General features: G+C 70.1%; 15 protein-coding genes. 6 read left to right on the top strand and 9 right to left on the bottom strand.

Annotated features, from left to right (window positions below):
* Positions 1-38: 38 nt before the first annotated feature.
* From ABZ783_RS11295 to ABZ783_RS11285, 3 genes are all read right to left on the bottom strand, one after another.
* Positions 39-3,137, bottom strand: coding sequence for an FAD-binding and (Fe-S)-binding domain-containing protein (locus ABZ783_RS11295; RefSeq protein WP_357436283.1), 3,099 nt, complete (start codon positions 3,135-3,137; stop codon positions 39-41).
* Positions 3,134-4,903 (bottom strand): thiamine pyrophosphate-dependent enzyme, encoded by a 1,770-nt coding sequence (locus ABZ783_RS11290; protein WP_357436281.1) that lies wholly within the window; start codon positions 4,901-4,903, stop codon positions 3,134-3,136. Before ABZ783_RS11290 ends, ABZ783_RS11295 begins: the two co-directional genes overlap by 4 nt.
* A 246-nt stretch (positions 4,904-5,149) precedes the next feature.
* Complete coding sequence (locus ABZ783_RS11285; RefSeq protein ID WP_357436279.1) at positions 5,150-5,281, bottom strand: hypothetical protein; 132 nt, start codon at positions 5,279-5,281, stop codon at positions 5,150-5,152.
* Between the two features lie 411 nt (positions 5,282-5,692).
* On the opposite strand from ABZ783_RS11285, the gene ABZ783_RS11280 reads away from it, so the two are divergent.
* The 3 genes from ABZ783_RS11280 (at position 5,693) to ABZ783_RS11270 (ending at position 9,866) form a co-directional block, all read left to right on the top strand.
* On the top strand, positions 5,693-7,384 hold the full coding sequence (locus ABZ783_RS11280; protein WP_357436277.1) for a right-handed parallel beta-helix repeat-containing protein: 1,692 nt from the start codon (positions 5,693-5,695) through the stop codon (positions 7,382-7,384).
* Positions 7,385-7,439: 55 nt separating this feature from the next.
* Positions 7,440-8,351: a GNAT family N-acetyltransferase gene (locus ABZ783_RS11275; RefSeq protein WP_357436276.1), complete on the top strand. Its 912-nt coding sequence runs from the start codon at positions 7,440-7,442 to the stop codon at positions 8,349-8,351.
* Positions 8,352-8,642: 291 nt separating this feature from the next.
* Entirely contained in the window at positions 8,643-9,866 is a 1,224-nt protein-coding gene (locus ABZ783_RS11270) for an epoxide hydrolase family protein (RefSeq protein ID WP_357436274.1), read from the top strand.
* Positions 9,867-9,917: 51 nt separating this feature from the next.
* Here ABZ783_RS11270 and ABZ783_RS11265 read toward each other — a convergent pair whose 3' ends face one another.
* Together ABZ783_RS11265 and ABZ783_RS11260 are read right to left on the bottom strand one after the other, a co-directional pair.
* Positions 9,918-10,280, bottom strand: a complete 363-nt coding sequence (locus ABZ783_RS11265) for a nuclear transport factor 2 family protein (RefSeq protein ID WP_357436272.1) — start codon at positions 10,278-10,280, stop codon at positions 9,918-9,920.
* Positions 10,281-10,392: 112 nt separating this feature from the next.
* The gene (locus tag ABZ783_RS11260; RefSeq protein ID WP_357436271.1) at positions 10,393-11,769 is read right to left on the bottom strand and encodes a transaminase; all 1,377 of its coding nucleotides are present in this window, start codon (positions 11,767-11,769) and stop codon (positions 10,393-10,395) included.
* 166 nt (positions 11,770-11,935) lie between these two features.
* On the opposite strand from ABZ783_RS11260, the gene ABZ783_RS11255 reads away from it, so the two are divergent.
* Both ABZ783_RS11255 and ABZ783_RS11250 read left to right on the top strand, forming a co-directional pair.
* Positions 11,936-12,808 (top strand): LLM class F420-dependent oxidoreductase, encoded by an 873-nt coding sequence (locus tag ABZ783_RS11255; RefSeq protein WP_357436270.1) that lies wholly within the window; start codon positions 11,936-11,938, stop codon positions 12,806-12,808.
* A 97-nt stretch (positions 12,809-12,905) separates the two neighbouring features.
* The gene (locus tag ABZ783_RS11250; RefSeq protein WP_357436268.1) at positions 12,906-13,340 is read left to right on the top strand and encodes a methyltransferase domain-containing protein; all 435 of its coding nucleotides are present in this window, start codon (positions 12,906-12,908) and stop codon (positions 13,338-13,340) included.
* 70 nt (positions 13,341-13,410) lie between these two features.
* On the opposite strand, the gene ABZ783_RS11245 is transcribed toward ABZ783_RS11250, so the two are convergent.
* The 3 genes from ABZ783_RS11245 to ABZ783_RS11235 all read right to left on the bottom strand — a co-directional run bounded on the left by ABZ783_RS11245 (position 13,411) and on the right by ABZ783_RS11235 (position 18,335).
* A complete protein-coding gene (locus tag ABZ783_RS11245) occupies positions 13,411-15,894 on the bottom strand; it encodes a M14 metallopeptidase family protein (RefSeq protein WP_357436267.1) in 2,484 nt (827 codons plus the stop codon).
* Between the two features lie 465 nt (positions 15,895-16,359).
* Complete coding sequence (locus ABZ783_RS11240) at positions 16,360-18,000, bottom strand: amidase (protein ID WP_357436265.1); 1,641 nt, start codon at positions 17,998-18,000, stop codon at positions 16,360-16,362.
* Positions 17,997-18,335: a hypothetical protein gene (locus tag ABZ783_RS11235; RefSeq protein WP_357436263.1), complete on the bottom strand. Its 339-nt coding sequence runs from the start codon at positions 18,333-18,335 to the stop codon at positions 17,997-17,999. The genes ABZ783_RS11240 and ABZ783_RS11235 overlap by 4 nt, the downstream gene beginning before the upstream one ends.
* Before the next feature lie 455 nt (positions 18,336-18,790).
* On the opposite strand from ABZ783_RS11235, the gene ABZ783_RS11230 reads away from it, so the two are divergent.
* A complete protein-coding gene (locus ABZ783_RS11230; protein WP_357436262.1) occupies positions 18,791-19,879 on the top strand; it encodes a hypothetical protein in 1,089 nt (362 codons plus the stop codon).
* 122 nt (positions 19,880-20,001) lie between these two features.
* On the opposite strand, the gene ABZ783_RS11225 is transcribed toward ABZ783_RS11230, so the two are convergent.
* Positions 20,002-21,861: a potassium transporter Kup gene (locus ABZ783_RS11225; RefSeq protein WP_357436260.1), complete on the bottom strand. Its 1,860-nt coding sequence runs from the start codon at positions 21,859-21,861 to the stop codon at positions 20,002-20,004.
* Positions 21,862-21,917: the final 56 nt, after the last annotated feature.

Here is a 21,917-nt window from a genome sequence, read left to right as displayed (position 1 = left end):
GGTGGTGCCCGCGCCGTCGCCCGCGCGCCGCGCCGCCGTCACCGCCTCCGGCGCCAGGCGGCGAGCGCGACGGCCGGAGCGAGCGCGGCCAGGCCGACGACTCCGGTGGCGAGCAGTCGGGTGGCGCGGGACGGCCGCTCCGGGCGCCGTGCCCACTGTCGTTCCGGACGGGCGGTCACCGGGTCGCCGTGCAGGCCGGCCCGGAGCAACTCGGCGAGGTGGATCGCGGTCCGGCCCGCGGACGCGCCCTGCTCGACCTGGGTACGGCAGCTGAAGCCGTCGGCCAGGATGACGTCGGTGTCGGCGGCGTCCCGGACGGCCGGTAGCAGCACGCGTTCGGCGCACGCCTCGGAGACCTCGTAGTGCCCTGCCTCGAAACCGAAGTTGCCGGCCAGGCCGCAGCAGCCGGAGTCGAGGAACTCCGGCTGGGCCCCAGCCTTGGCGAGCACCGCCTGGTCTGCGGCGGTGCCGAGGATGGCGTGCTGGTGGCAGTGGGTCTGGATCAGGGTGTGCGCGGGCAGCTGCGGCGGCTGCCACCCCGGGGTGTGGTCGTGCAGCAGTTCGGCCAGGGTGACGGTCTGCTTCCGCAGCCGGGAGACGTCCTCGTCGTCGGGGAAGAGTTCGCGGGCGTCGCTGCGGAAGACCGCCGTGCAGCTCGGTTCCAGGCCCACCACGGGAGTACCGGCCCGCAGGTGCGGGCGCAGCACGTCGACGGTCCGCCGGAGCACCCGTTTGGCGACGCCGAGCTGCCCGGTGGAAATCCAGGTCAGGCCGCAGCAGACCGCCTGGTCGGGCACCCGCACCCGCCAGCCGGCCGCCTCCATCACCTCGACGGCGGCCTGGGCGATGCCGGGGTGGAAGCGGTTGGTGAAGGTGTCCGGCCACAGGAGGACTTCGCCCCGCGAGCCGTCGCCGCCCGGGGTTCGCCGGGCGAACCAGCGCTGGAAGCTCTCGGTGGCGAACACCGGGATCTCCCGGCGCTGGTCGACCCCGCCGACCAGCTTCGCGAGCTGGCTCAGCCCGGGCGCCTGGGCCAGCGCGTTCACCATGCGTGGTGCCCGCGCGGCGACCGTGGCCACCGCGGGCAGCCAGCCCATCGAGTAGTGCGCGCGGGGGCGGAGCCGGCCCTGGTAGTGGTGGGACAGGAATTCCGCCTTGTACGTCGCCATGTCCACGTTGACCGGGCAGTCGGCCTTGCATCCCTTGCAGGCCAGGCAGAGGTCGAGGGCGTCCCGGACGGCGTTCGACCGCCACCCGTCGGCGATGGCGCCACCCCGGGCCGTCCCGTCGAGCATCTCGAAGAGCAGCCGCGCCCGGCCCCGGGTGGAGTGCTCCTCCTCCCGGGTGGCCATGTACGACGGGCACATCACCCCGCCGTGCGGTCGGCGGCATTCGCCGACACCCACGCAGCGCAGCACGGCCCGGCCGAAACTGCCGGAGTCGTCGGGGTAGCGGAAGTGGGTCTGCACGTCGCCGTGGTTGTAGTCGACCCCCAGCCGGAGGTGGCTGTCCAGCGGATAGGGGGCGACGATCTTGCCCGGGTTCATCCAGTCGGCGGGGTCGAAGATGGCCTTGAACTGCCCGAACGCGCGGATCAGTCGCTCGCCGAACATCTTCGGCAGCAGTTCGCCCCGGGCCTGGCCGTCGCCGTGCTCGCCGGAGAAGGAGCCGCCGTAGGAGACGACCAGGTCCGAGGCGCGCTCGATGAAGGAGCGGTACTGGCGTACGCCCTCGGCCGTGGTCAGTTTGAACGGGATGCGGGTGTGGACGCAGCCCTGCCCGAAGTGCCCGTACAGGGACGCCTGCTCGAAGCCGTACTCCCGGTACAGGTTGTCGAGATCGCGCAGGTAGTCGCCGAGTCGCTCCGGTGGGACCGCGGAGTCCTCCCAGCCCTCCCAGGTGTCCGCCTCACCCGGTACCCGGGCGGTGGCACCGAGGCCGGACTCGCGGACCCCCCACATCTGCTCCTCGTGGGCCTCGTCGTCGAAGCGGTGCACGGTCGGCCCGTTCTCCCGCCGCAGCGCGTGGAGCAGCCGGGCGAGGGCGGCCTCCGCCTCCTCCGGCGTGTCGCCGCCCATCTGGAGCATCAGCCAGCCGCCGCCCTGCGGGAGCAGGTGCAGCGCGGCGGGGTGCAGGTGCTTACGCTTCTCGAAGTTGATCAGTTTGTCGTCGAGGCCTTCGAGCGTGATCGGGTTGTACGGCAGGATGCGCGGCACGTCGTCGGCCGCGGCGGCGATGTCCGGGTAGCCAAGGAACACCATCGCTTTGCAAGGCACCACCGGGACCAGCTTCAGCCGGGCCCGCAGCACGGTGACCAGGGTGCTCTCCGAGCCGGTCAGGGCCTGCGCCACGTGGAAGTTCTTCTCCGGCAGGAGGCTGTCCAGGTTGTAGCCGGAGACCCGCCGGGGGATGTGCGGGTAGCGGGTGCGGAGGTCGGTCAGGTACTCGTCGCGCAGCGCGCGCAACTGGCGGTAGATCTCGGCCGGCCGGCCGCCCCGGCGCTGGATCTCGGCGTACGCCTCGTCGCTGGTCTCGCCGACCCACATCCGGGTGCCGTCGTAGAGCAGCACCTCCATCTCGACGATATTGTCGACCGTCTTGCCGGTGCGCTGTGCGGTCGACCCGCAGGAGTTGTTGCCGATCATCCCGCCGATGGTGCAGTGGTTGTGGGTCGACGGCTTCGGGCCGAACTCCAGCCGGTACGGGGCCAGCAGCTCATTGAGCGTGTCGAGCACGATGCCCGGCTCCACCAGGCACGTCTTCGCCTCGGCGTCCACCTCGAGCAGCCGGTTGCAGTACTTCGACCAGTCGATCACCACAGCGGTGTTCGTGCACTCGCCGGCCAGGCTCGTGCCGCCGCCGCGGGACAGGACGGGGACGCCCAGCTGACGACACACCTCGATGGTGGCGACGGCCGCGTCGACGGTGCGCGGCACCACCACACCGAGCGGGACCTGACGATAGTTGGAGCCGTCGGTGGAATAGGCGCCCCGGGACCCGGCGTCAAACCGGACCTCGCCGTCCACCACGGGGCGCAGCCGGGCGGCCAGGGCGGCCAGGTCCACGTCGGTGGCGGGAGCGGGAGCCCGGGTCACCGGGTCGGGCAGTCTGACCGGCGCAGGGGCGACCCGGGTCATGACCGCAGCTCGTTGATCTTGTCCCGGGCCACGGTAGCGAGCGTCGCCTTCTTGTGCGGTTCACCGCGCAGGAACGCCTCGGTGAAGTGCTTGGCCTGCTCGTAGCGGACCTTGCCGGGCATGGGCGGCTCGTTGGGGTTGACGTCGCAGTCCACCAGCGCCGGCCCCGGATGCGCCAGGGCCTCCCGGACCGCCCCGGACAGCGACTTCGGGTCGGTGACCTTGACGCCGTATCCGCCGCAGGCCCGCGCCCAGGCCGCGAAGTCCGGCTCCGGCTGCCCGTGCCGCACCTCGTACTCCGGGTAGCCGAGAATGATCTGCTCCCACAGGATCTGCCCGTACGCGTTGTTGTTGTTGATCACCACCTTGATCGGCAGTTCGTGGCGGACGGCGGTGAGGAACTCGGCCATCAGCATGGCGAACCCGCCGTCACCGACGAACGCGATCACCTGCCGCCCCGGAAACGCGTGCTGCATGGCGACCGCGTACGGCAGGCCCGGCGCCATGGTGGCCAGGTTGCCGGACAGGTAGAACTCCCGGTTGCCGCGGATGGTCCAGTGCCGCGCCGCCCAGGTGGCGATGGTGCCGGAGTCGCAGGTGAGGATGGCGTCCGAAGTGGCGGCCTCGTCGACGCAGCTGATCAGATACTGCGGGGCGATCGGGTCACGGCCCGGGTCCTCCAACGCTTCCATGTCCGCGCGCCAAGCGTCCCGCGCCTGCTGGTACTTCGTCAGGAAGGACCGGTCCGATCGGGCCTGGAGCATCGGCAGCAGTTGCTGCAAGGCCACCTTGGCGTCCGCCGTGACGGCCGCGTCGATCGGCAGGCGCAGACCGATGAGGCTCGCGTCGATGTCGATCTGGACCACCCGCGCCTGCCCCGGCGAGGGCAGGTACTTCCCGTACGGAAAAGAAGTGCCCACCATCAGCAGGGTGTCGCACTCCTCCATCAGCTCCTCGCTCGGCTTGGTGCCGAGCAGGCCCAGCCCGCCGGTGGTGAGCGGATGGTCATCCGGCACCACCATCTTGCCCGACAATGTCTTCACGATCGGGCTGGCCAGCGCGTCGGCCACCGCGAGGACCTCGTCCCGCGCACGGCGGGCGCCGACGCCGACCAGCATCGCGACCTTCTTCCCGGCGTTGAGCACCTCAGCCGCCCGGGCCAGATCCGCCTGCGCGGCCGACACCGCCGGCTGCGACACCACCGGGCTGCTCATCGGCGGCTTCCCCGGGCTGACATGCCGATACGGATCCTCCCCAGCCGCGGCGACCTGCACATCATTGGGGAAGGACAGGTGTGCGACGCTGCGCCGGGCCAGAGCGTGCCGGATGGCGATGTCCACCACCCCCGGCACCTGCTGTGGATTCGTCACCATCAGGTTGTAGGCCTCCGCCACATCCTGATACAGCAACGCCGCGTGCACCTCCTGCTGATAGTGCGAACCCAGCACCGACGTCTCCTGCATGCCGGTGATAGCCAACACCGGCACGTGGTCGAGCTTGGCGTCGTAGAGGCCGTTGAGCAGGTGAATCGCCCCCGGCCCGGATGTCGCGACACACACCCCGACTCGCCCCGTCGCCTTCGCATAGCCGGTGGCCATGAAGGCCGCCGCCTCCTCGTGGTGCACCAGCACGAACCTCAGCTTGTCCCGCTGCCGGCGGAAGCCCTCCATCAGCCCGTTGATGCCGTCCCCGGGCAGACCGAAGACCGTGTCGACACCCCAATCCACCAGCCGTCGCGCCAGGCTCTCGCCTACGATCTCCTGCACGTCACGCCTCCTGATCCTGGAGTTGTCGCGGTCTGGCGCCCGCAGGTGCCGGCCACTGGAGCGCGGCGCAGTCCCGGCGCCGGCCGCCGCCCCTCGTGCCAGCTGGGCCGCGGCAGGGCCTGGTGCTCGCGTCCCGGGGTGTCACCGGCATGTCCCGAGTCTCCGGCAGCTACCCGGGCCCGTGCCGGCGAACCGGCAAATGGCCGCTCTGCTCCCCGGCCGGGCCACCCCGGCGTTGCCTGGAAGTCACCTGCGGCGACCGAGTCGCGCCGCCAGATAGCCGATGACCAGCCCGGCGGCCACGGTGGCGAGGGTGCGGCCGGTGGCCACCGCCCGGAGCCGGGTGAATCCCTCGCGGGGGTCGACGATCCATCGCACCGGCCACGTTGCCGGCCGCGCCGACGACCACGTCACTGAACCGGCTCTTGTTCATCGCCCGCCACCTCTCCTGCCCGCTCCACTTACCGCCCGTACCCGCCGTTCAGGGCGCCAAACGGGCGGCTCCGGCCCGGGCGGCCAACCGGTCGCGCCGGCCGGCTCGGTCGGCCACGTGGCTGTCGGGTGGGAGCTGACAGCCCTGCTGCTCGGCTGTCCAGCTCGCGTCCCTACGGCAAAGCGGGGTCAAGAATGCCCGAGCCGGTGGGATACTCCTCCTGCTGGCGCCAGCGAGCCGCGGACGTTCCGGCCGCCCGCGCGACCACGATCCGCCCTTGGCCGGCGCTGCGGCGTACGCCCACCACGGCACGGGCCCGCCGCCGGCGGCGGCCTGCCTCGCGGACAGGAGGCCCGATGCACCAGCCGCAAGGCAGGCGTCCACCCCGCGCCGGGACCACGACTGGGCCCGCCGCGGCGGATCCCTTCGTCTGCAACGCCCGCGATCACGGCCTGACCGGCGACGGAACCACCAACGACCAGCCGGCACTCCAGCGGTTGGTCGACCACCTCGGCGCCGCCTACGCCCACGACGGTCAGCCGCGCACCATCTACTGCCCGTCCGGGGTGTACTCGATCAGGGACAAGGGCACCGTGTGGAGAAGCGGTGTCTCGCTGATCGGCGCGGGGGCTGCCGCCACCCGGTTCGTGCTGGCCAATCCGGGCGATCCGCGCTCCCCCACTCCGCTGGCCTACTTCACCGCCCGGGAACACGGCGCCAGCCGCGACAACCACATCGCCGACTGCACCTTCGCGTACTTCGAGATCGACGGCTCCGGGGTGCGGCTGCCCGAGTACGACGTGCTCGCCAAGGGACTGGGCATGCAGTACGTGTGGCGGGGCCGCTTCCACGACCTGTATATCCACGACACGGCGGCCACCGGCTTCGGCTGCGACTTCCTGCAGGACACGTTCGTCGACAGTCTGTTGATCGAGCACTGCGGCCGGCTGGAGAACGGCGAGTGGATGGGCGGCGCCGGCATCGGCATCGGCATCGGCGGCTGGGGGCCGGTGGAGCGGTGCACGGTCAGCGCGTGCACCACGATCCGCAACGGCACCAACGGCATCTTCTTCGAGCTGCAGGGCAGGGACTGGACCCCGCCTCGGGGGATCCGCGTCATCGGCTGCCACGCCGAGGGCAACCGGTTCGGCATCTCCGACTGGGGCGCCGACGGGCTCATCGTCTCCGGCTGCACCCTGATCGGCAACCACCAGGCCGGCTACGACGTGTCCTCGCTCGGCACCACGGGCGTCGCCGGGCGGGGCGGCATCGTGACCGGCTGCGTCATCGAGGACAACGTCTGGGACGGGGTCGCCATCGGCAACACCCCGGGCCCCTACACCGTCGAAGGCAACCGCATCAGCCGTAACGGCCGCTACGGCTACTGGCAGCACAACCTCGCCGGCGGACCCCAGGCGCCCGCCACCGACATGATCATCAAGGACAACGAGTTCTGGGACAACGCCCTCGATGGCATCCTCGCCGACTCCTCGCTGGCCGACGTCGCCATCGCCGGCAACCGCATCCGCAACAACGGCCGGCGCACCGCACCCGCCTCGTCCGGCAGTGGCGACACCGTCTCCTACACCGAACGGTCCCTCACCGACACGTCCGCGAACTGGGTGCCGGACGGCCACCGCGGCAAGTGGATCACCGCCGGTGGGCACCGGGTCATCGTCATGGGCAACACCGCGACCAAGCTGGTGCTCGCGCCGCGCCGCCCCGGCGCAATGACCGCCTGGCCGGACCGCACCCCACCGCCGGGGACCCCCTACGAGATACCCGGCGCCCCGCCCACCCGGGCCGGCATCACCGTGGCCGCCGCCACGTACCACCCCACCATCCACAACAACCGGGTCTGGGACAGCCAGCCCCACCGGACCCAGACCCACGGCCTCCAGATCACCACCGTCGGCACCTGCGAATCCGGGTGGGTCCACGACAACCACCTGGAAGGCAACGCCGTCGCGGCCGTGCGCTTCGACACCGCCCCGTCCGGCGGGTGCTGGTACCACAACATCGGCCTGGTTGACTGCCCCGCGCCCTGACCACAGCGTGGAAATTCCGCTGCCGGTGTGGCACCACGGTGGGTAGTTTGCCCAGATGACCGCTGTCCCGATGGCCACCTCGCACCTGCAGTTCCACACCGATCCCGGCGAGTTCCTCGCCGCGGCCGGTGACCACCTGGCCGCCGATCCGGTGATCAGTACGGTGGTGGCCAGCTTCGCGCACCGGCGGTCGGCGCAGCAGGCCGACGGGATCGCGCAGCCCGACCGCGACTGGTGGTTGGTGGTCAGAGACGAGTTCGGCGCCGTGGTCGGCGCCGGGATGCGCACGGCTCCGTTCGCGCCCTACCCGCCGTTCCTGCTGCCGATGCCCGACGAGGCGGCCGTGGCCTTGGCCCGCATGTTGCACGAGCGCGGGGAGGAGGTGCTCGCGATCAACGGGGCTCTTCCGGCCGTCGAACTGTGCGCCGCCGAGCTGACCCGGCTTGGTGGGGGGCGGGTGCAGGTCAGCCAACACACGCGGCTGCACGAGCTCGGCGAGCTGGTCTGGCCGGAGCCCGCGCCCGGCGGCCTGGTGGTCGCGACCGAGGACGACGTGGACCTGGTCACGGAGTGGTTCGGCGCGTTCATGGGCGATGCCGACGAACAGGCGGGCCGTCCGCGGGGGGCCAGCGCGCACGAGGTGCCCGAGCGTGCGGAGTTGCTGCGCCGGCTCCGGGCCGGGCGGATGTGGTTCTGGGTCGACGAGGAAGGGCAGCCGGTGCACCTGACGGGCGCCAACCCACCGTCGTTCGGGGTCGCGCGGGTGGGTCCGGTGTACACGCCCCCGGCGCAGCGTGGGCGCGGCTGGGCCAGCAACGCGGTCGCCGAGGTTTCGCGGCGGCTCCAGGCCGAGGGTGCGCGGGTGTGCCTGTTCACCGACCAGGCGAACCCGGCCTCGAACAAGGTCTACGCGAGGCTCGGCTACCGCCCGGTGGTCGACATGGCCAACCTCGTCATCGTGCGCTGACGCGGTACCGGCTCGGCGGTACGGTCGGGTGCCAGCCCGGCCTACCGCGACCGGCAGCCCGTCGTCACGGCGAGAGCGCCGGCCGTCAAGTTGGCGTTCCGGCTCGCACGTCCCAGCCCGGAACTTAGGCTGAACCTTGGCGCCTCGGTCGGCGCCAGGGAGATTCCCATGCTCTGGCCAGCCGGCGCATTGGCCGGCTTGCGTGTTGTGGCCACGCTCGACCGCCTCCGGTCGCAGGCAGGTCGGCGTCCGCCCGGACCGCGCCAGGTAGTCGGCGGAAAGAGGATTCCGATGGCGACAGCAACGATGGCGACAGAAGTACGCGCGTTCCGCGTTGACGTCCCAGCGGGGGATCTCGTCGATCTTCGCCGACGCCTGGCGACGACCCGGTGGCCCGATCCGGAGACGGTTCCGGATCAATCACAGGGCGTGCAGCTGAGCCACCTTCAGAAGCTCGCCCGGTACTGGGCGGCGGACCACGACTGGCGCAAGGTGGAGACGAGGCTCAACGCCCTGCCGCAGTGCATGACGAACATCGACGGCCTCGACATCCACTTCATCCACGTCCGCTCTCCCCATCCGAACGCCCTTCCGCTGATCATCACCCATGGCTGGCCCGGCTCGATCCTGGAGTTCCTGAAGGCCATCGGTCCGCTCACCGACCCGCCGGCTCATGGTGGCCGGGCGGAGGACGCCTTCGACGTCGTCATACCCTCGATGCCCGGACACGGCTTCTCGGAAAAACCGCAGGATACGGGCTGGGATCCCGACCGAATCGCGCGCGCCTGGGCCGAGCTGATGGGGCGCCTGGGATACGAACGCTATGTGCACCAGGGCGGCGACTGGGGAGCACTTGTCGCGCATGCGATGGCGCGCCAGGCGCCGCCAGGGCTTCTGGGCATCCATGTGAACATGCCGGCGACGGTGCCGGGCGACCTGGCGAAGGTAATCATGAGTGGCGATCCGGCCCCGGCCGGGCTGTCCGCTGACGAGAAGCGGGCCTTCGAGACGCTGAGCGGCTTCTTCCTGAAGAACGCCGCCTACGGGGTCATGATGCAAACCCGACCACAGACCGTGGGCTACGGAATCACGGATTCGCCCGTCGGCCTGGCAGCCTGGCTTCTTGACCACGGTGACGGTTATGGCCAGCCGGCCGGGGCGTTCCAGCGGGTGCTCGAAGGGAAACCCGCGGGCGACCTCACCCGGGACGATGTCCTCGACGACATCTCGCTCTACTGGCTGACGAACACCGCCGTCTCTTCCGCGCGGCTCTACTGGGAGAACAAGTACGACTACTTCAGCGCCGCGTCACAGCAGACAGCGGAGATCTCGCTCCCCGTGGGGGTGACCGTGTTTCCAGGCGAGATCTACCGTGCGCCGAGGAGTTGGGTGGAGCAGGCATACCGGCAGCTCAACTACTTCAACGAGGTCGACCGGGGCGGTCACTTCGCGGCATGGGAGCAGCCCCAGCTGTTCGCGGAGGAGCTTCGAGCGGCCTTCCGGTCGCTGCGATGACCGGGTGAGCCGACCGGCGACATCAGCGTCCACCGGACCGGAGACGGTCGGCTACGCCGGCTGGAAGGGCCACTCCTCGAACGATCGGCAGCGCCCGTCCTCGGCGAACCGCATGATCCACAGGTCGCGGTACTCCTGCTCGACCGGGTCGCCGTACCGGACCTCCACTCGGGCGACCGCGGTGTCGCCCTCGACCGCGACGATCTCGCTGGTCAGGTGGAACACCTCGGCGGGGCCGTCGCGCTCGACCTCCCACATCCGGGCTATCGCCGGCAGGCCGATGAGCGGTGCCCGGTAAGGCCCCTGCAGGTAGCTCGCCGCTTCGGTGAAGAGCGTGGCGAGCAGCTCGGTCCCCGGCGTGCGCCACGCCTGCTCGTAGGCCGCGAGCCAGCCCGTCACCTGCTTCCGATCCACAAGTACCCAGCTTGCCAGCTGACCGACGTCAGGTGGCGAGGTCCGCCCAAACCACGCACGAGGCTGTCGCCGTCCGCGGCCGTCACGGCCGGACCGGCCCTGCGGCGAGCGGTCAGGCCAGCAACTCGGCGAGCGCGTCGGCGAAAACCTCGTGGTGCCGGGCGACGTCCTCGACGGTGGTCTGCGGGCACATCAGCGCCATGTTGTGGAACGGGGTCAGCAGGACACCCCGGTTGCTCAGGTAGACGTGCAGGTAGTCCTCCAGGTCGGCGTCGGCGCACGCCGCTGACTCGGTGCCGGTGCGGGGAGCCGGCGCGGCGAAGCGGTACTCCACCCGCGCGCCGAGTTGGCTCACCGACCAGGGCAGCGCGTACCCCTCGATGATCTTGCGGATGCCCTCGGCGAAGACGGTCGCCACGTCGATCATGCCGGCGAAAGCGTCGTCGGTGAGTACCTCCTGCAGGGTGGCTCGGGTGGCCGCGATCGACACCGGGTTGCCGGCGAGGGTGCCCCCGACGCCGCCCATGTCCACCAGGTCGAGGTCCGCCCGGCCGGTCAACGCGGCGGCCAGCTCGGCGGACAGGCCGTACGCGCCGACCGGGACGCCGCCACCGATGGCCTTGCCGATCGTGACCACGTCCGGCGTCAGCCCCCAGGCCGCCGTCGCGCCGCCCGGCCCGGCGGAGAAGGTGTGCGTCTCGTCGTTGATGAGGTGGGTGCCGTGCTGCCGGGTGAGTGCGCGGACCCCGTCGAGGTAACCGGGCTCGGGCAGCACGATGCCGATGTTGGTCAGCGCCGGCTCCATCAGCACCGCGGCGACGTCGCCGTGGGCGAGTTCGCGGGCCAGGCCGTCGAGGTCGTTGAATTCGGCGACTCGGCTGGTCATGGTCACGTCGCAGGGGGCGCCGACGTTGCCCTCGCGGCTGCGCGGGCGCCCGTCCGGCCCGACCACGATCAGCGATTCGTCCACGGAACCGTGGTAGCAGTAGCTGTTGACCAGGATGCGGGGTCGGCCGGTGACGGCGCGCAGCAGCCGGATCGCCCACCGGTTGGCGTCGGTGGCGGTCAGGGTGAAGCTCCAGGCAGGCAGCCCGAAGCGTCGGCTCAGCTCCGCCCCGACCGTCGCCGCCTCCTCGGTGGGCAGCATGGTGCTCGCTCCGCCTAGCTCGGCCAGTCGACGGGTGACCGCGGCGACGACCGGGGCCGGGGAGTGTCCGGCCATCGCGCCGGTGTCGCCGAGGCAGAAGTCGACGTAGTCGTGTCCGTCGATGTCGGTGAGTCGGGCCCCGCGGGCCCGGTCCACGTACACCGGGAAGCCGGCGGCGTTCTTGTTCATCCACGTCATCGGCACCCTGCCGAACAGGTGCTCGGCCCGGGCGTACGCGGCGGCCGACCGGGGGTGCCGGTCGACGAACTCGGCCCGTTCCCGCTCAAGGAGCCGGTTGAGACGCGCGCGGTCAATCCCGTCAGCTACGAAATCCGTCGGCATCGGGCGACAGTACCAACGAAGTGCTCATCGAACCAGTAGCTGCGCGACCGATTCCCGCTTCTCACGCCGGCCAGCCCAACGGCCCCTTCCGTCCGCGGGATGAGCGGAGGACCGGCCCTCCACCCGGCATGATGGGAGGAGCCGCCAGGAACTGGAGGGATGAGGCATGAGGCTTGGCCTGCACTACTGGAACTTCTCCACGCCCGCCGACCCGGCGGAGATCGCCCCGGCCCTGGCGGAGACCGCGAGGATCGCGGAGCAGGCCGGCGTCTCGACATTCACGGTCATGGACCACTACTTCCAGATGGAGTTCACGACGGCGGCCGACGAGCCGATGGTCGAGGCCTACACAACCCTGGGCTACGTGGCCGCGAAGACGGAACGGATGACACTCGGCGTCCTCGTCACCGGGGTGATGTACCGCCACCCGGGCCTGCTCGCCAAGATCGTCACCACTCTGGACGTGCTCTCCGGCGGACGCGCCCAGCTCGGCATCGGTGCGTCCTGGTACGAACGCGAGCAGCGCGGTCTCGGCGTACCGGTCGTCCCGGTCGGCGAGCGCTTCGAACGGCTCGAGGAGACGTTGCAGATCTGCCGGCAGATGTGGAGCGCCGACAACGGCCCGTTCGACGGCAAGCACTATCAGCTGGCCGAGACGCTGTGCGTGCCGGCGCCGATCAGCCGGCCCCACCCACCGATCATGATCGGTGGGGGCGGCGAGAAGAAGACCCTGCGGCTCGTGGCCCGCTACGCCGACGCCTGCAACCTGTTCGGCGAGAGCGCCGCCCAGGTCGCGCACAAGCTCGACGTCCTGCGGCAACACTGCGCCGTGGAGGGCCGGGACTACGACAGCATCGAGAAGACCGTGCTGGTCATGCGGCCGCCCCTGGCCGATGTCGACGCGTTCGTGGCCGAGGTGGCCGAGTACGCCGCGCTCGGCGTGACGGAGGTGCAGACGATGCCCGACCGCCACCCGGTCGAGTTCGCGCAGCAGTTGGCCGAGCAGCAGGTCGCGACGCTGCTGGCCGAACTCCCCTGAGCCACCCCTGGCCGATCAGCGGCGAACCAACGCTGACGACCCATCCCCTCGCGTGGGCCCCCGGCGTCCGGGCCGATCGTCAACTATCCTTCCGGAGGTGCCGGCATCGCTGTCGCCCCGCCTCGCCTCGATCGTGAACGCCCTTCCCCTCCAGCCGCACTCCCGCGTCCTGGAGATCGGATGCGGGCCCGGGGCCGCCGCACGAGCCGTGGCAGCCCGGCTCACCACCGGCCACATCCTGGCCGTCGACCGATCCGCCCGCGCCGTCGCACAGGCGGAGGCCGGCGCGGCGCCCGAGATCGCGTCCGGCCGGATGAGTGTCCGCCAGGTCGCGGCCGAGGATTTCGTCCTGCAGGACGGCGAAGAACCGTTCGACATCGTGTTCGCCGTCCGCGTCGGCGCCCTCGACGGGCGGCATCCCCAGGCGGGTCAGCGGGTGTTGTCGCGGATCGCCCTGGCTACCAGGGCCGACGCCCGCCTCTTCGTCGACGGCGGCGACCCGCTTCGTGAGCTACCCATCCCGCGGTCGTGAGAGCTCCTGCCGGCGGTGCCGGTGGTGGCCGGGCGCGTCAGCGCGCCCGGCCACCAGGATCGAGGTCAGGTCAGCCCTGACCCCCGAGGTACATCGCGTTGAACAGCAGGCGGTAGGTGCCGTGCGACTGGGCGCGGTGCTGCGGCTTGAACCCGATCATCACCACCTGCCCGTCGCCCACCTTGGCCGTGACCACGGCCCCCTTCCCGCCGATGACGTCGTCACCGAGGAGGAAACCGCTCTTCAGCAGGTTCGTCTTCGGCCAGCTGGCGGCCACCGTGACGCCGGTGGCTCCCTGCTCGACCTCGAACGCGGGGCCGTTGGCGACGAACGCCGAGGCGGTCGAGGCGAACCCGGCGCCGACCGGGTCGGTCGAGTCGACGTTGAGGTTCAACACCGATCCCGGGATGTTGTACCGGGTGTCGGCCACCCCTTCGGTGACGTCCTTGACCGGCACCCCGAACGCCTTGATCGGCAGCTGGGCCGCCTTGTTCAGGGTCACCAGCGTGCCGCCCGCCTCGACGAACGCCTTGAGCTTGGCCACGCCCGCGTCGGTCATCCCGCCGGTGTACTCCGGCGGCAGCGATCCCGCCGCCCGGCCGTTGCGCATCGAGTTGTACGTGGCGTCGGGCAGCACGATCGTGTCGAACTTCGCCCGCAGGTCGCCGGCCCGAACCGCCGCGTTCGTCAGCTTCTCGTAGCGGAAGCCGAACTGGTCGAGGATCAGCCGGGTCCAACCCTCGTCGTAGTTGTTGAACCCGTCGTACAGGCCGATCCGTGGTGCGGCGAGAGCGGTCACCTTCGCCGGTTTCACATCCACCGCCGCGATGCTGAGCCCGAGCCGGGTGGCGAGCGACGTCACCCGCTCGTCCGTGCCTGCCGCGGGCGTGACCAGGAAGGTCCCGGCCGGCAGGGTGCCGGTTCGGGTGGCCACCTCGCCGCCGCTGCGGGAGACCTTCTCCCCCGCCGCGAGCAGCGAGTTGACCGCGACCGAGCTGTCGTTGACGCGGGGGTCGAGGGCGTACGCGTACTTCGGTGCGCCCGCCACCACCCCGGCCGGCACGGCCGGCCAGTCGACCTGGCGGGTGGTGGCCGGGACCGGCTGGTCGAGCTTGTCGACGGTGACGCCCATCTGGAACGACAGGGTGTAACCGGTGATGTCGTACGGCGGCTCCAGCGGGCCGCCGGGGTAGAGCCGACGGTCCGGGTACTTCTGCGCGTTGAGCAGGTCCAGGACCGCCGCCCGGTAGGGCTGGGCCTCCCGGACAAGGTAGCTGCCGGCCGGGTAGGTGCGGTTGCCCACGGTGAACGAGCTCACCGCCTGCTCGACCCGGATGTTGTTCCACCGCAGCTTGTCCACCAGCTTCGTGGCGGTCGGGAAGTCGGCCTGGTCGGCCGGGATCACGTAGGTCGTGCGGGCGCCGTCACGCGCGCCGTCCCGGGCCATCTGCGACGCCCCGTAGAGCAGGGACTCCCGGTCGTCGCTGGCCACGCGCAGCATCGCCCACGAGGCAGTCTTGATGTAGTCGCAGCTCTGCGAGAGGTGCCACTCACCGCCCTTCCAGGGGCTGGGGTAGAACACCGACGGCTCGCTGGTCGAGGTGCCGTCCGCGAAGGTCTTCGGGAACGTCGCGGGGTCGTACACCCGGGGCGTCGCCGAGGCGTGCGCCGTCTCGGTCAGGATGCCGATCTGGTTGTGGTAGTACGGCGCGGTCCGCGCGCCGCCGTTCCACCAGATGTCGTACGACTGGCGCGCCAGCGCGCCGCCCTTGTCCTCCCGTTCCAACCGCTGCCCCATCGCGTCGCCGACGAGGTTGACGCCGCGGACCACCTGGGGGTGGATGTTCGGGTTCAGCGGGTCCTCGTACGGCGGGATGCTGATCCGCGCCGGGAAGACCGCCGTCTGGTGCACGTTGTGCATGACCTGCGGGATCCACTCGTGGAACAGTTGACGCCCGACGTTCTGGGTCTCCTGCAGGTTGAACATGTACCAGTCACGGTTGTTGTCGTGCCCGGCGTACTTCTGGTAGAGCTCCGGATAGCCGGCGTCCTGGTAGGGACCGCCGAGGTTCTGGCGGTACCACTCGGCGACCTTGGTCCCGCCGTCCGGGTTGACGTTCGGCACCAGCAGGGTGATGACGTTGTCGCGGATCGCGCGCGCCTCGGGCGTCTCGCTGGTCACCAGGTCGTAGGCGAACTGCGGGGCGGTCTGGTGACCGGCCACCTCGGTGGAGTGGATGCCGAAGTCGACCCAGGCGATGGCCTTGCCGTTCTTCGCCAGGTCACGCGCCTCCGGTGCGGAGAGCGCGTCGCCCTGGGACAGCCGTACCGAGGTCTTCCGGTAGCGCTCGAGGTCCTTGTCCTTGAGGTTCTTCTCCGAGGAGACGATGGCCATCAGCTGCGGCCGGCCCTCGCTGGTCTTGCCGATCTCGACCAGCTTCATCCTGTCGCTGGCCTTGTCCAGCGCACGGTAGTAGTCGGCGATCTGCTCGTACGTGGCCAGCTTGTAGTCCGCACAGGGCACCCAGCCGATCACGGACTCCGGCTTCGGCACCCGGTCTCCTGCGGTGGCGACGGTTCCCGACGTCAGCACCGGCGTACCGATCAACGTCAGTACGCAGGCGAGTGGCACCGCAGTCCGAGACAGTCTTCGTTTCACCTGACACCCCTTCACAGCACATTGCACGACGGAAAAGGGACCGACAGGGGCGGCCGCGCCAGATCGGATGAGATCGATTCAACAGGCTTCGATCATTTTCAGGAACGCTCTCGGCGGCAATTGAGCAAATCTTGAGCCTTGCTGATGTTGCCGAACCCGACCCCGGACAGCCTGGTCCGGGGTGATTGGCCTCGCGTCCGCGGTCCGGCTCGTCGGCGGGTGAGGTATTGAACGAAGGCAGACGTTTCAATGGCATGGCAGAATTGCGGTCGAGGTTTCCACAACGACCGCACACATATTCGCCCCGCGACCCGTCGAAAATGACGGAGGGCGGGAACACTCTCCCGCCCTCCGTCTGGGCTACTGGGTGAGCTCGGCGACCTGCTCAGCCGTCAGCCGAAGCGCCTCCGCAGGAGCTTCAGCGCGCATCCTGGCCGCCGCGGGCGGGTCGGCGGGCCGCCGCAGATGCCAGTCCGTCGTCGCCTGGTAGGCGGCCACCACCGACAACAGCCGGTCCTCGGCGTACGGCAGTCCGCCGAGGATGGTGCCGATCGGTACGCCCGCGGCGCTGAACCCGATCGGGAAGGCGATCTCCGGCAGACCCAGGATGTCGAAGGGCACCGGGTCGGTCTGCACCACCACGTCGCACACGTCGAACAGGTCGTTGAGCACCCGTTCCATCAGCAGCAGTTTGGCCCGCTGACCGGTGAGGAACTCGTTGCCACCCAGCAACGCTCCCTGCAGCCAACTGGTCACCGACACGCCGAAACCGCGCAGGTCTGTCCGCAGGTACGGCATGAACGGCTCGCTGCGCTCCGGCAGCCGAATGTTGTTGAAGGTGCTGCCGGTCAGTTGGCTCCACCCGTCCGGCAGGGACACGTCCACCAGCGTCACCCCGGGTATCTCGGCGAGCTGGGCCAGATACGCCTGGCGGGCCGCCGCGGTGGCCGAGGTGCCGTTGGTGAAGCCGGGCAGCACACCGATCCTGGTGTTCCACCGCAACCTGACCCGGTTCCTCTGGTAGACCGGGGTGGCCGCGTCGATGAGATCGGGCACGTCGGGCAGTCCCTGGCTGCGCGGGTCCGCCGGGTCCTCGCCCGCCATCGCGGTCAGCATGATGGCGGCGTCCTTGGCATCGCGCGCCAGCGGGCCCGGATGGTCCCGGGTGTAGCTGAGCGGGATGACGCCGGTCGCCGAGACGCGGCCCATGGTCGGCTTGAGTCCGGTCAGGTTCTGGGCGTTGGAGGGTGCGGTGATCGAGCCACCGGTCTGGGTGCCGATGCCGGAGGTGGCCATCCGGCCGGCCACCGCGGTGGCGGTGCCGGTGGATGATCCGCCGGGGTCGGTGTTGCGGTTGGTCGGCGTCCAGGCGTTCACCGTGGTGATCACGCCGGCGGGGGTGGTGGCACGGGTGGTGGCCAGCGGGCCCATCTGCGTCTTACCGAGGACGATCGCGCCGCCCGCCTTGAGCCGGGCCACCGCGGTCGCGTCGTACGGCGGCACGAAGTCCTTGAACAGGAAGGAGTTCGCGGTCGTCAGGACGCCTTCGGTGTAGTAGTTGTCCTTGATGGCCAGGGGGATGCCATGGAGCGCGCCGAGTCGTGGCGCGCGGACGGCAGCGCGTGCCGCTGCGGTGGCCGCTTCGGCGAGCACCAGGTTGAACGCCTGGTAGGTGCCGTCGTACGTGGAGATGCGCGCCAGGTACGCCTCGACCAGCTGTTCGGGGGTCAGCTTGTTGGCGCGGATGAGCCAGGCCGCCTCGGCGATGGTCAGCTCGGTCGGATCGGCGACCGCCTCCGGCCGGGGCCGGGTGTAGGCGTTGGGCTGGTCCAGGGCCCGGTTCCTGGTCCCCGCTCCGGGGTCCACGGACAGCGGGCCGGCCGCCAGCGCCAACGACGGCGAGGCGACGGTGGCCCCTGCCGCGGAGGCGATGGCCAGCGCGGCGGCGCGGGCCAGGAACACCCGGCGGTCGATCGAACGGTCGAGTGGTTCGGCAGTCATGCCTTCCGCCATTCTGTGCTGTTCGAGGGGTACAGAATCGGCACATGTTGCTGCGACAGCGCCCTCCCGACCTCGGGATCCGTGGCGTCGGGGGCGGGCAACTGGTACGAGGCCAGCGTCGCCACGGTGCCGCGCAGAAACGAGCGCAGCGAGGCGAGCACCGAATCCCGGCCCGGCGAGCCGGTCTCCGGGTCGGCGGCGCTTCCGGGCGGAAGTTGATCGAGATCGATACCGAGCGTGGCCAGCCGAGCTCGGATCAGGGTGTTCAGCTCAGCATCGGTGGGCGGAGTAGGGGCCATGGTGCTCCTCTGGTGATGCACGTCGCCGTGTTCCATCGAAGTGAGCCGAACCTAGGCTGGCCACACTGCCTGGAGGCACCTCAGACATGGAAATTGAGGGACTCTTGAGTCTGCCCGTCCGACGTGGACGAAGGCCGCCACGGTGACGAGCCCCGGGGGTGACGAGTTGCCCGGGCAGTCAAGGGCACGACGTCGAGATGCTCTGGCCGCGCCGAGCGCTGGCCGCATCCATGCCACGACCACCACCGCCGCCGGCGTACCCCGAGCCGGCGGCACCCATCTGCGCGCAATTCCCGGCCGCGGCTCTCCCGCGAGCTACAACGAACGCGGCACGACGCCCCGCACATCTAGGCGGGTCAATGCCAGAGGGAAGACGTCGCTACTTTCGTTACATTTTCCTTCATCTGCCTACTTGATATTCAAGTGATGACCGTCAATGCTTCTGTGGCAGTACTTTGGGCTCCCGACCCGCTATCCGAAAGGTAGGGAACATGTCCACAAGACTGCTCCGCGGCCTGGCAGCTCTCGCGGTGGCGACCGCGGCTACGCTGGTCACGGCGGGGACCGCGGGCGCCGCCCCGGCCACCCTCAGCACGTCGAACAGCGCCGTCATCGGAAGCTACGCACAGCTCAGCCCGGAGGTGGCCCGTACCGCCACGGGCAACGGCCCCGACGCCCGGCAGCGGGCCCTGGCAGCGTACTGGACCCCGACCCGAATGAAGGCGGCCAAGCCGGACACCGAGATTCCCGCGGTGAAGGCGGCGCTCGCCGCGCGCGACAGCGCCGGGAACCGGGCGACCAGCACCACCCGCCCGCAGGGGCCGTCCGGCAGCGTGGCCCCGGCCGCGCCCGCCGTCGAACCGAAGGCCAGCGGATCCACCGTCACCTCGCCCGGCATGTCGACGCAGGCCTACTACCCCAACTACCCGGTCGGTCACCCGGTGGCCCGCACGTCCGGCAAGGTCTACTTCACCCTCAACGGCGGCAACTACGTCTGCTCGGCGACCATCGTGAACACCGAGGGCAAGTCCGAGGTGTGGACCGCCGGTCACTGCCTCACCGGCAACCGGGCGTGGGCGACCAACTGGACCTTCGTCCCGAACTACAACAACGGATCGGCCCCCTACGGCTACTGGTACGCCACCCAGTTGTGGACGACCACGGCCTGGTTCAACAACAACGGTGACTTCGCCAACGACGTCGGGTCGGCGGTGATGGCTCGCAGCAACGGCTGGCGGATCACCGACTACCTCGGCGGACAGGGAATCGCCTGGAACTACCCGATCGGCCAGTACGACTACGCCTTCGGCTACCCGGCCGCGTCCCCGTTCAACGGTGAGGTGCTCACCGCGGAGAACGGCCCGACCTACGACGGGGGCGGCGGCACCATCTACATGGTGAACTACATGACGGGTGGTTCATCCGGCGGGGGCTGGCTGATGTCGTTCGATGGCAACTGGGGTTACCTCAACGGGCACAACGACTTCAAGTACAACACCCTGCCGCAGTACATGTTCTCGCCGTACTACGGCAACCAGGTGGCCGACCTGTACAACACGGTCCGGAACATCTCCAGCTAGTGCGACCGAATGGCGCCGGGTCCGCCTCGGACCCGGCGCCATCCGTCATCCAGGTCGCTCGGATCCTGGCGCACCGCGCCGCCTGATCGACACACAGGCTCAGACTCCTGATCGACACAGGTTCAGACGGGGACTTCGGCGCTGAGGACGATGGTCTTCTCCTCCGGGAGGTGGAGGAACTCGGCCTGACTGGCGGCGTTGTGGGCGAGGCCGATGAACAGGCGTTTCCGCCAGATGGCCAGCCCGGGATGTGGAGTGCACCGCAAGGTGATCCTCGAGACGAAGTAGGAGACGTCGTCGAGGTCTATCCCGCTGGCGAGGGGGTGGGTGGCGGCGCGGCGCAGGACCTCGGGGAAGTCGGTGGGATCCTGGAAGCCGAACACGGCGGTGATGTGGATGATGCCGTCGTTCGGGTCGCCGAGGTCATCGAGGGTCAGCCGCTGATCCCATGGAATGTGCGGGACGTTCGCGGTACGGCCGGTAATGAGCACAATTCGCTCGTGCCGGACATGGTTGTGCGCGACGTTCGCGCGCAGTGCCAGCGGGGTGGTGTCCTTGTTCGGGTGGGGGAAGACCGCGGTGCCCGGCACCCGCGGGATGTCCGCGGCGTGCAGGGTGTCGATGAAGTCCGGCAGTGGTCCTTCCCGTTCGGTCCGTCGCGGGGTGACCAGCGCGGCTCCGCGCCGCCAGGTCACCAGGATCGTGAACAGGGCTACCGCGATGAGCAGCGTCAGCCAGCCACCGTGGCTGACCTTGGCCAGGTTCGCGGTGAAGAAGATCAGCTCGATGCTGCCGAAGACGACCCCGAACAGCACCACCCGCCGAGCGGACCAGCGCCACAGCGCCCGCGCGACGACCAGGACCAGGGTCGTGGTGATCAGGAAGGTGCCGGTGACCGCCACTCCGTAGGCCGCGGCGAGTTTCGTCGAGGAGCCGAACGCGAACACCACCACCAGGACCGCCGCGAACAGGCTCCAGTTCACTCCGGGCAGGTAGATCTGTCCGTACTCGCGCTGGGACGTCTGCCGGATGCGCAGGTGCGGCAGGAACCCCAGCCGCATGGCCTCCCGGGACACCGAGAAGGCCCCGGAGATCACCGCCTGGGACGCGATCACGGTGGCCACGGTGGCCAGGACGACCATCGGCAGCCGCGCCCATTCCGGCATCAGGAGGAAGAACGGATTGGCCCGGCTGTCCGGTGCTCGTAAGATCAGCGCGCCCTGACCCAGATAGTTGAGGGTCAGCGCGGGAAACACGATGGCGAACCAAACCCGGCGGATCGGGGCGCGCCCGAAGTGGCCCATGTCGGCGTAGAGCGCCTCGGCGCCGGTGATCGCCAGCACCACCGCGCCCATCGCGACGAACGCGATCATCGGGTGATCGACGACGAACAGAGCGGCATACGTCGGCGACAGGCCGCCCAGGATGCTCGGGCGACGGAACACCTCGGCCGCGCCGGCCACGCCCAGGCAAGCGAACCAGAGCAGCATGACCGGCCCGAAGATGTTCCCGACCCGTCCGGTGCCCCACCGCTGCCCGGCGAACAGCACGGTGAGGATCGCTGCCGACACCGGCAGCACGACCACCGCCAACTGCGGGGACGTGACCTCCAGCCCCTCCACTGCCGACAGCACCGAGATCGCCGGAGTGATCACACTGTCGCCGTAGAACAGGGCGGCGCCGAGCGCCCCGAGCGCCAGCACGCTGGCGGCGCGCCTTCCGTTGGCGTTGCGCAGCGCCTGTCGGGCGAGGGCGGCCAGGGCCATCACCCCGCCCTCGCCGTGGTTGTCGGCTCGCAGAATGAAGATCACATACTTGATCGACACGATCAGGGTGATCGACCAGAAGACCAGCGAGATCACGCCGAACACGTCGCGGGAGCCCGGGTCCAGGCCCCGGTCCAGCGTGAAGACGGTCTTCAGCGCGTACAGCGGGCTGGTGCCGATGTCGCCGTACACCACACCCAACGCGCCTAGCAGCAAGGTCGCCCCCGCCGCCTTTCCCGTCGCCGGGCCCGCCAGCGATGTCTGGGACGCCG

Source organism: Micromonospora sp. NPDC047738, assembly GCF_040642675.1.
Taxonomy (GTDB): Bacteria; Actinomycetota; Actinomycetes; order Mycobacteriales; family Micromonosporaceae; genus Micromonospora.
This window is presented reverse-complemented; position numbering and strand designations above follow the sequence as displayed.

What these genes read in the sequence shown, in the direction of transcription:
- ABZ783_RS11295 (WP_357436283.1), bottom strand. Translation starts at nt 3,137, where the DNA reads ATGACCCGGGTCGCCCCTGCGCCGGTCAGACTGCCCGACCCGGTGACC.
- ABZ783_RS11280 (WP_357436277.1), top strand. Translation starts at nt 5,693, where the DNA reads ATGCACCAGCCGCAAGGCAGGCGTCCACCCCGCGCCGGGACCACGACT.
- ABZ783_RS11275 (WP_357436276.1), top strand. Translation starts at nt 7,440, where the DNA reads ATGACCGCTGTCCCGATGGCCACCTCGCACCTGCAGTTCCACACCGAT.
- ABZ783_RS11270 (WP_357436274.1), top strand. Translation starts at nt 8,643, where the DNA reads ATGGCGACAGCAACGATGGCGACAGAAGTACGCGCGTTCCGCGTTGAC.
- ABZ783_RS11260 (WP_357436271.1), bottom strand. Translation starts at nt 11,769, where the DNA reads ATGCCGACGGATTTCGTAGCTGACGGGATTGACCGCGCGCGTCTCAAC.
- ABZ783_RS11255 (WP_357436270.1), top strand. Translation starts at nt 11,936, where the DNA reads ATGAGGCTTGGCCTGCACTACTGGAACTTCTCCACGCCCGCCGACCCG.
- ABZ783_RS11240 (WP_357436265.1), bottom strand. Translation starts at nt 18,000, where the DNA reads ATGACTGCCGAACCACTCGACCGTTCGATCGACCGCCGGGTGTTCCTG.
- ABZ783_RS11235 (WP_357436263.1), bottom strand. Translation starts at nt 18,335, where the DNA reads ATGGAACACGGCGACGTGCATCACCAGAGGAGCACCATGGCCCCTACT.
- ABZ783_RS11230 (WP_357436262.1), top strand. Translation starts at nt 18,791, where the DNA reads ATGTCCACAAGACTGCTCCGCGGCCTGGCAGCTCTCGCGGTGGCGACC.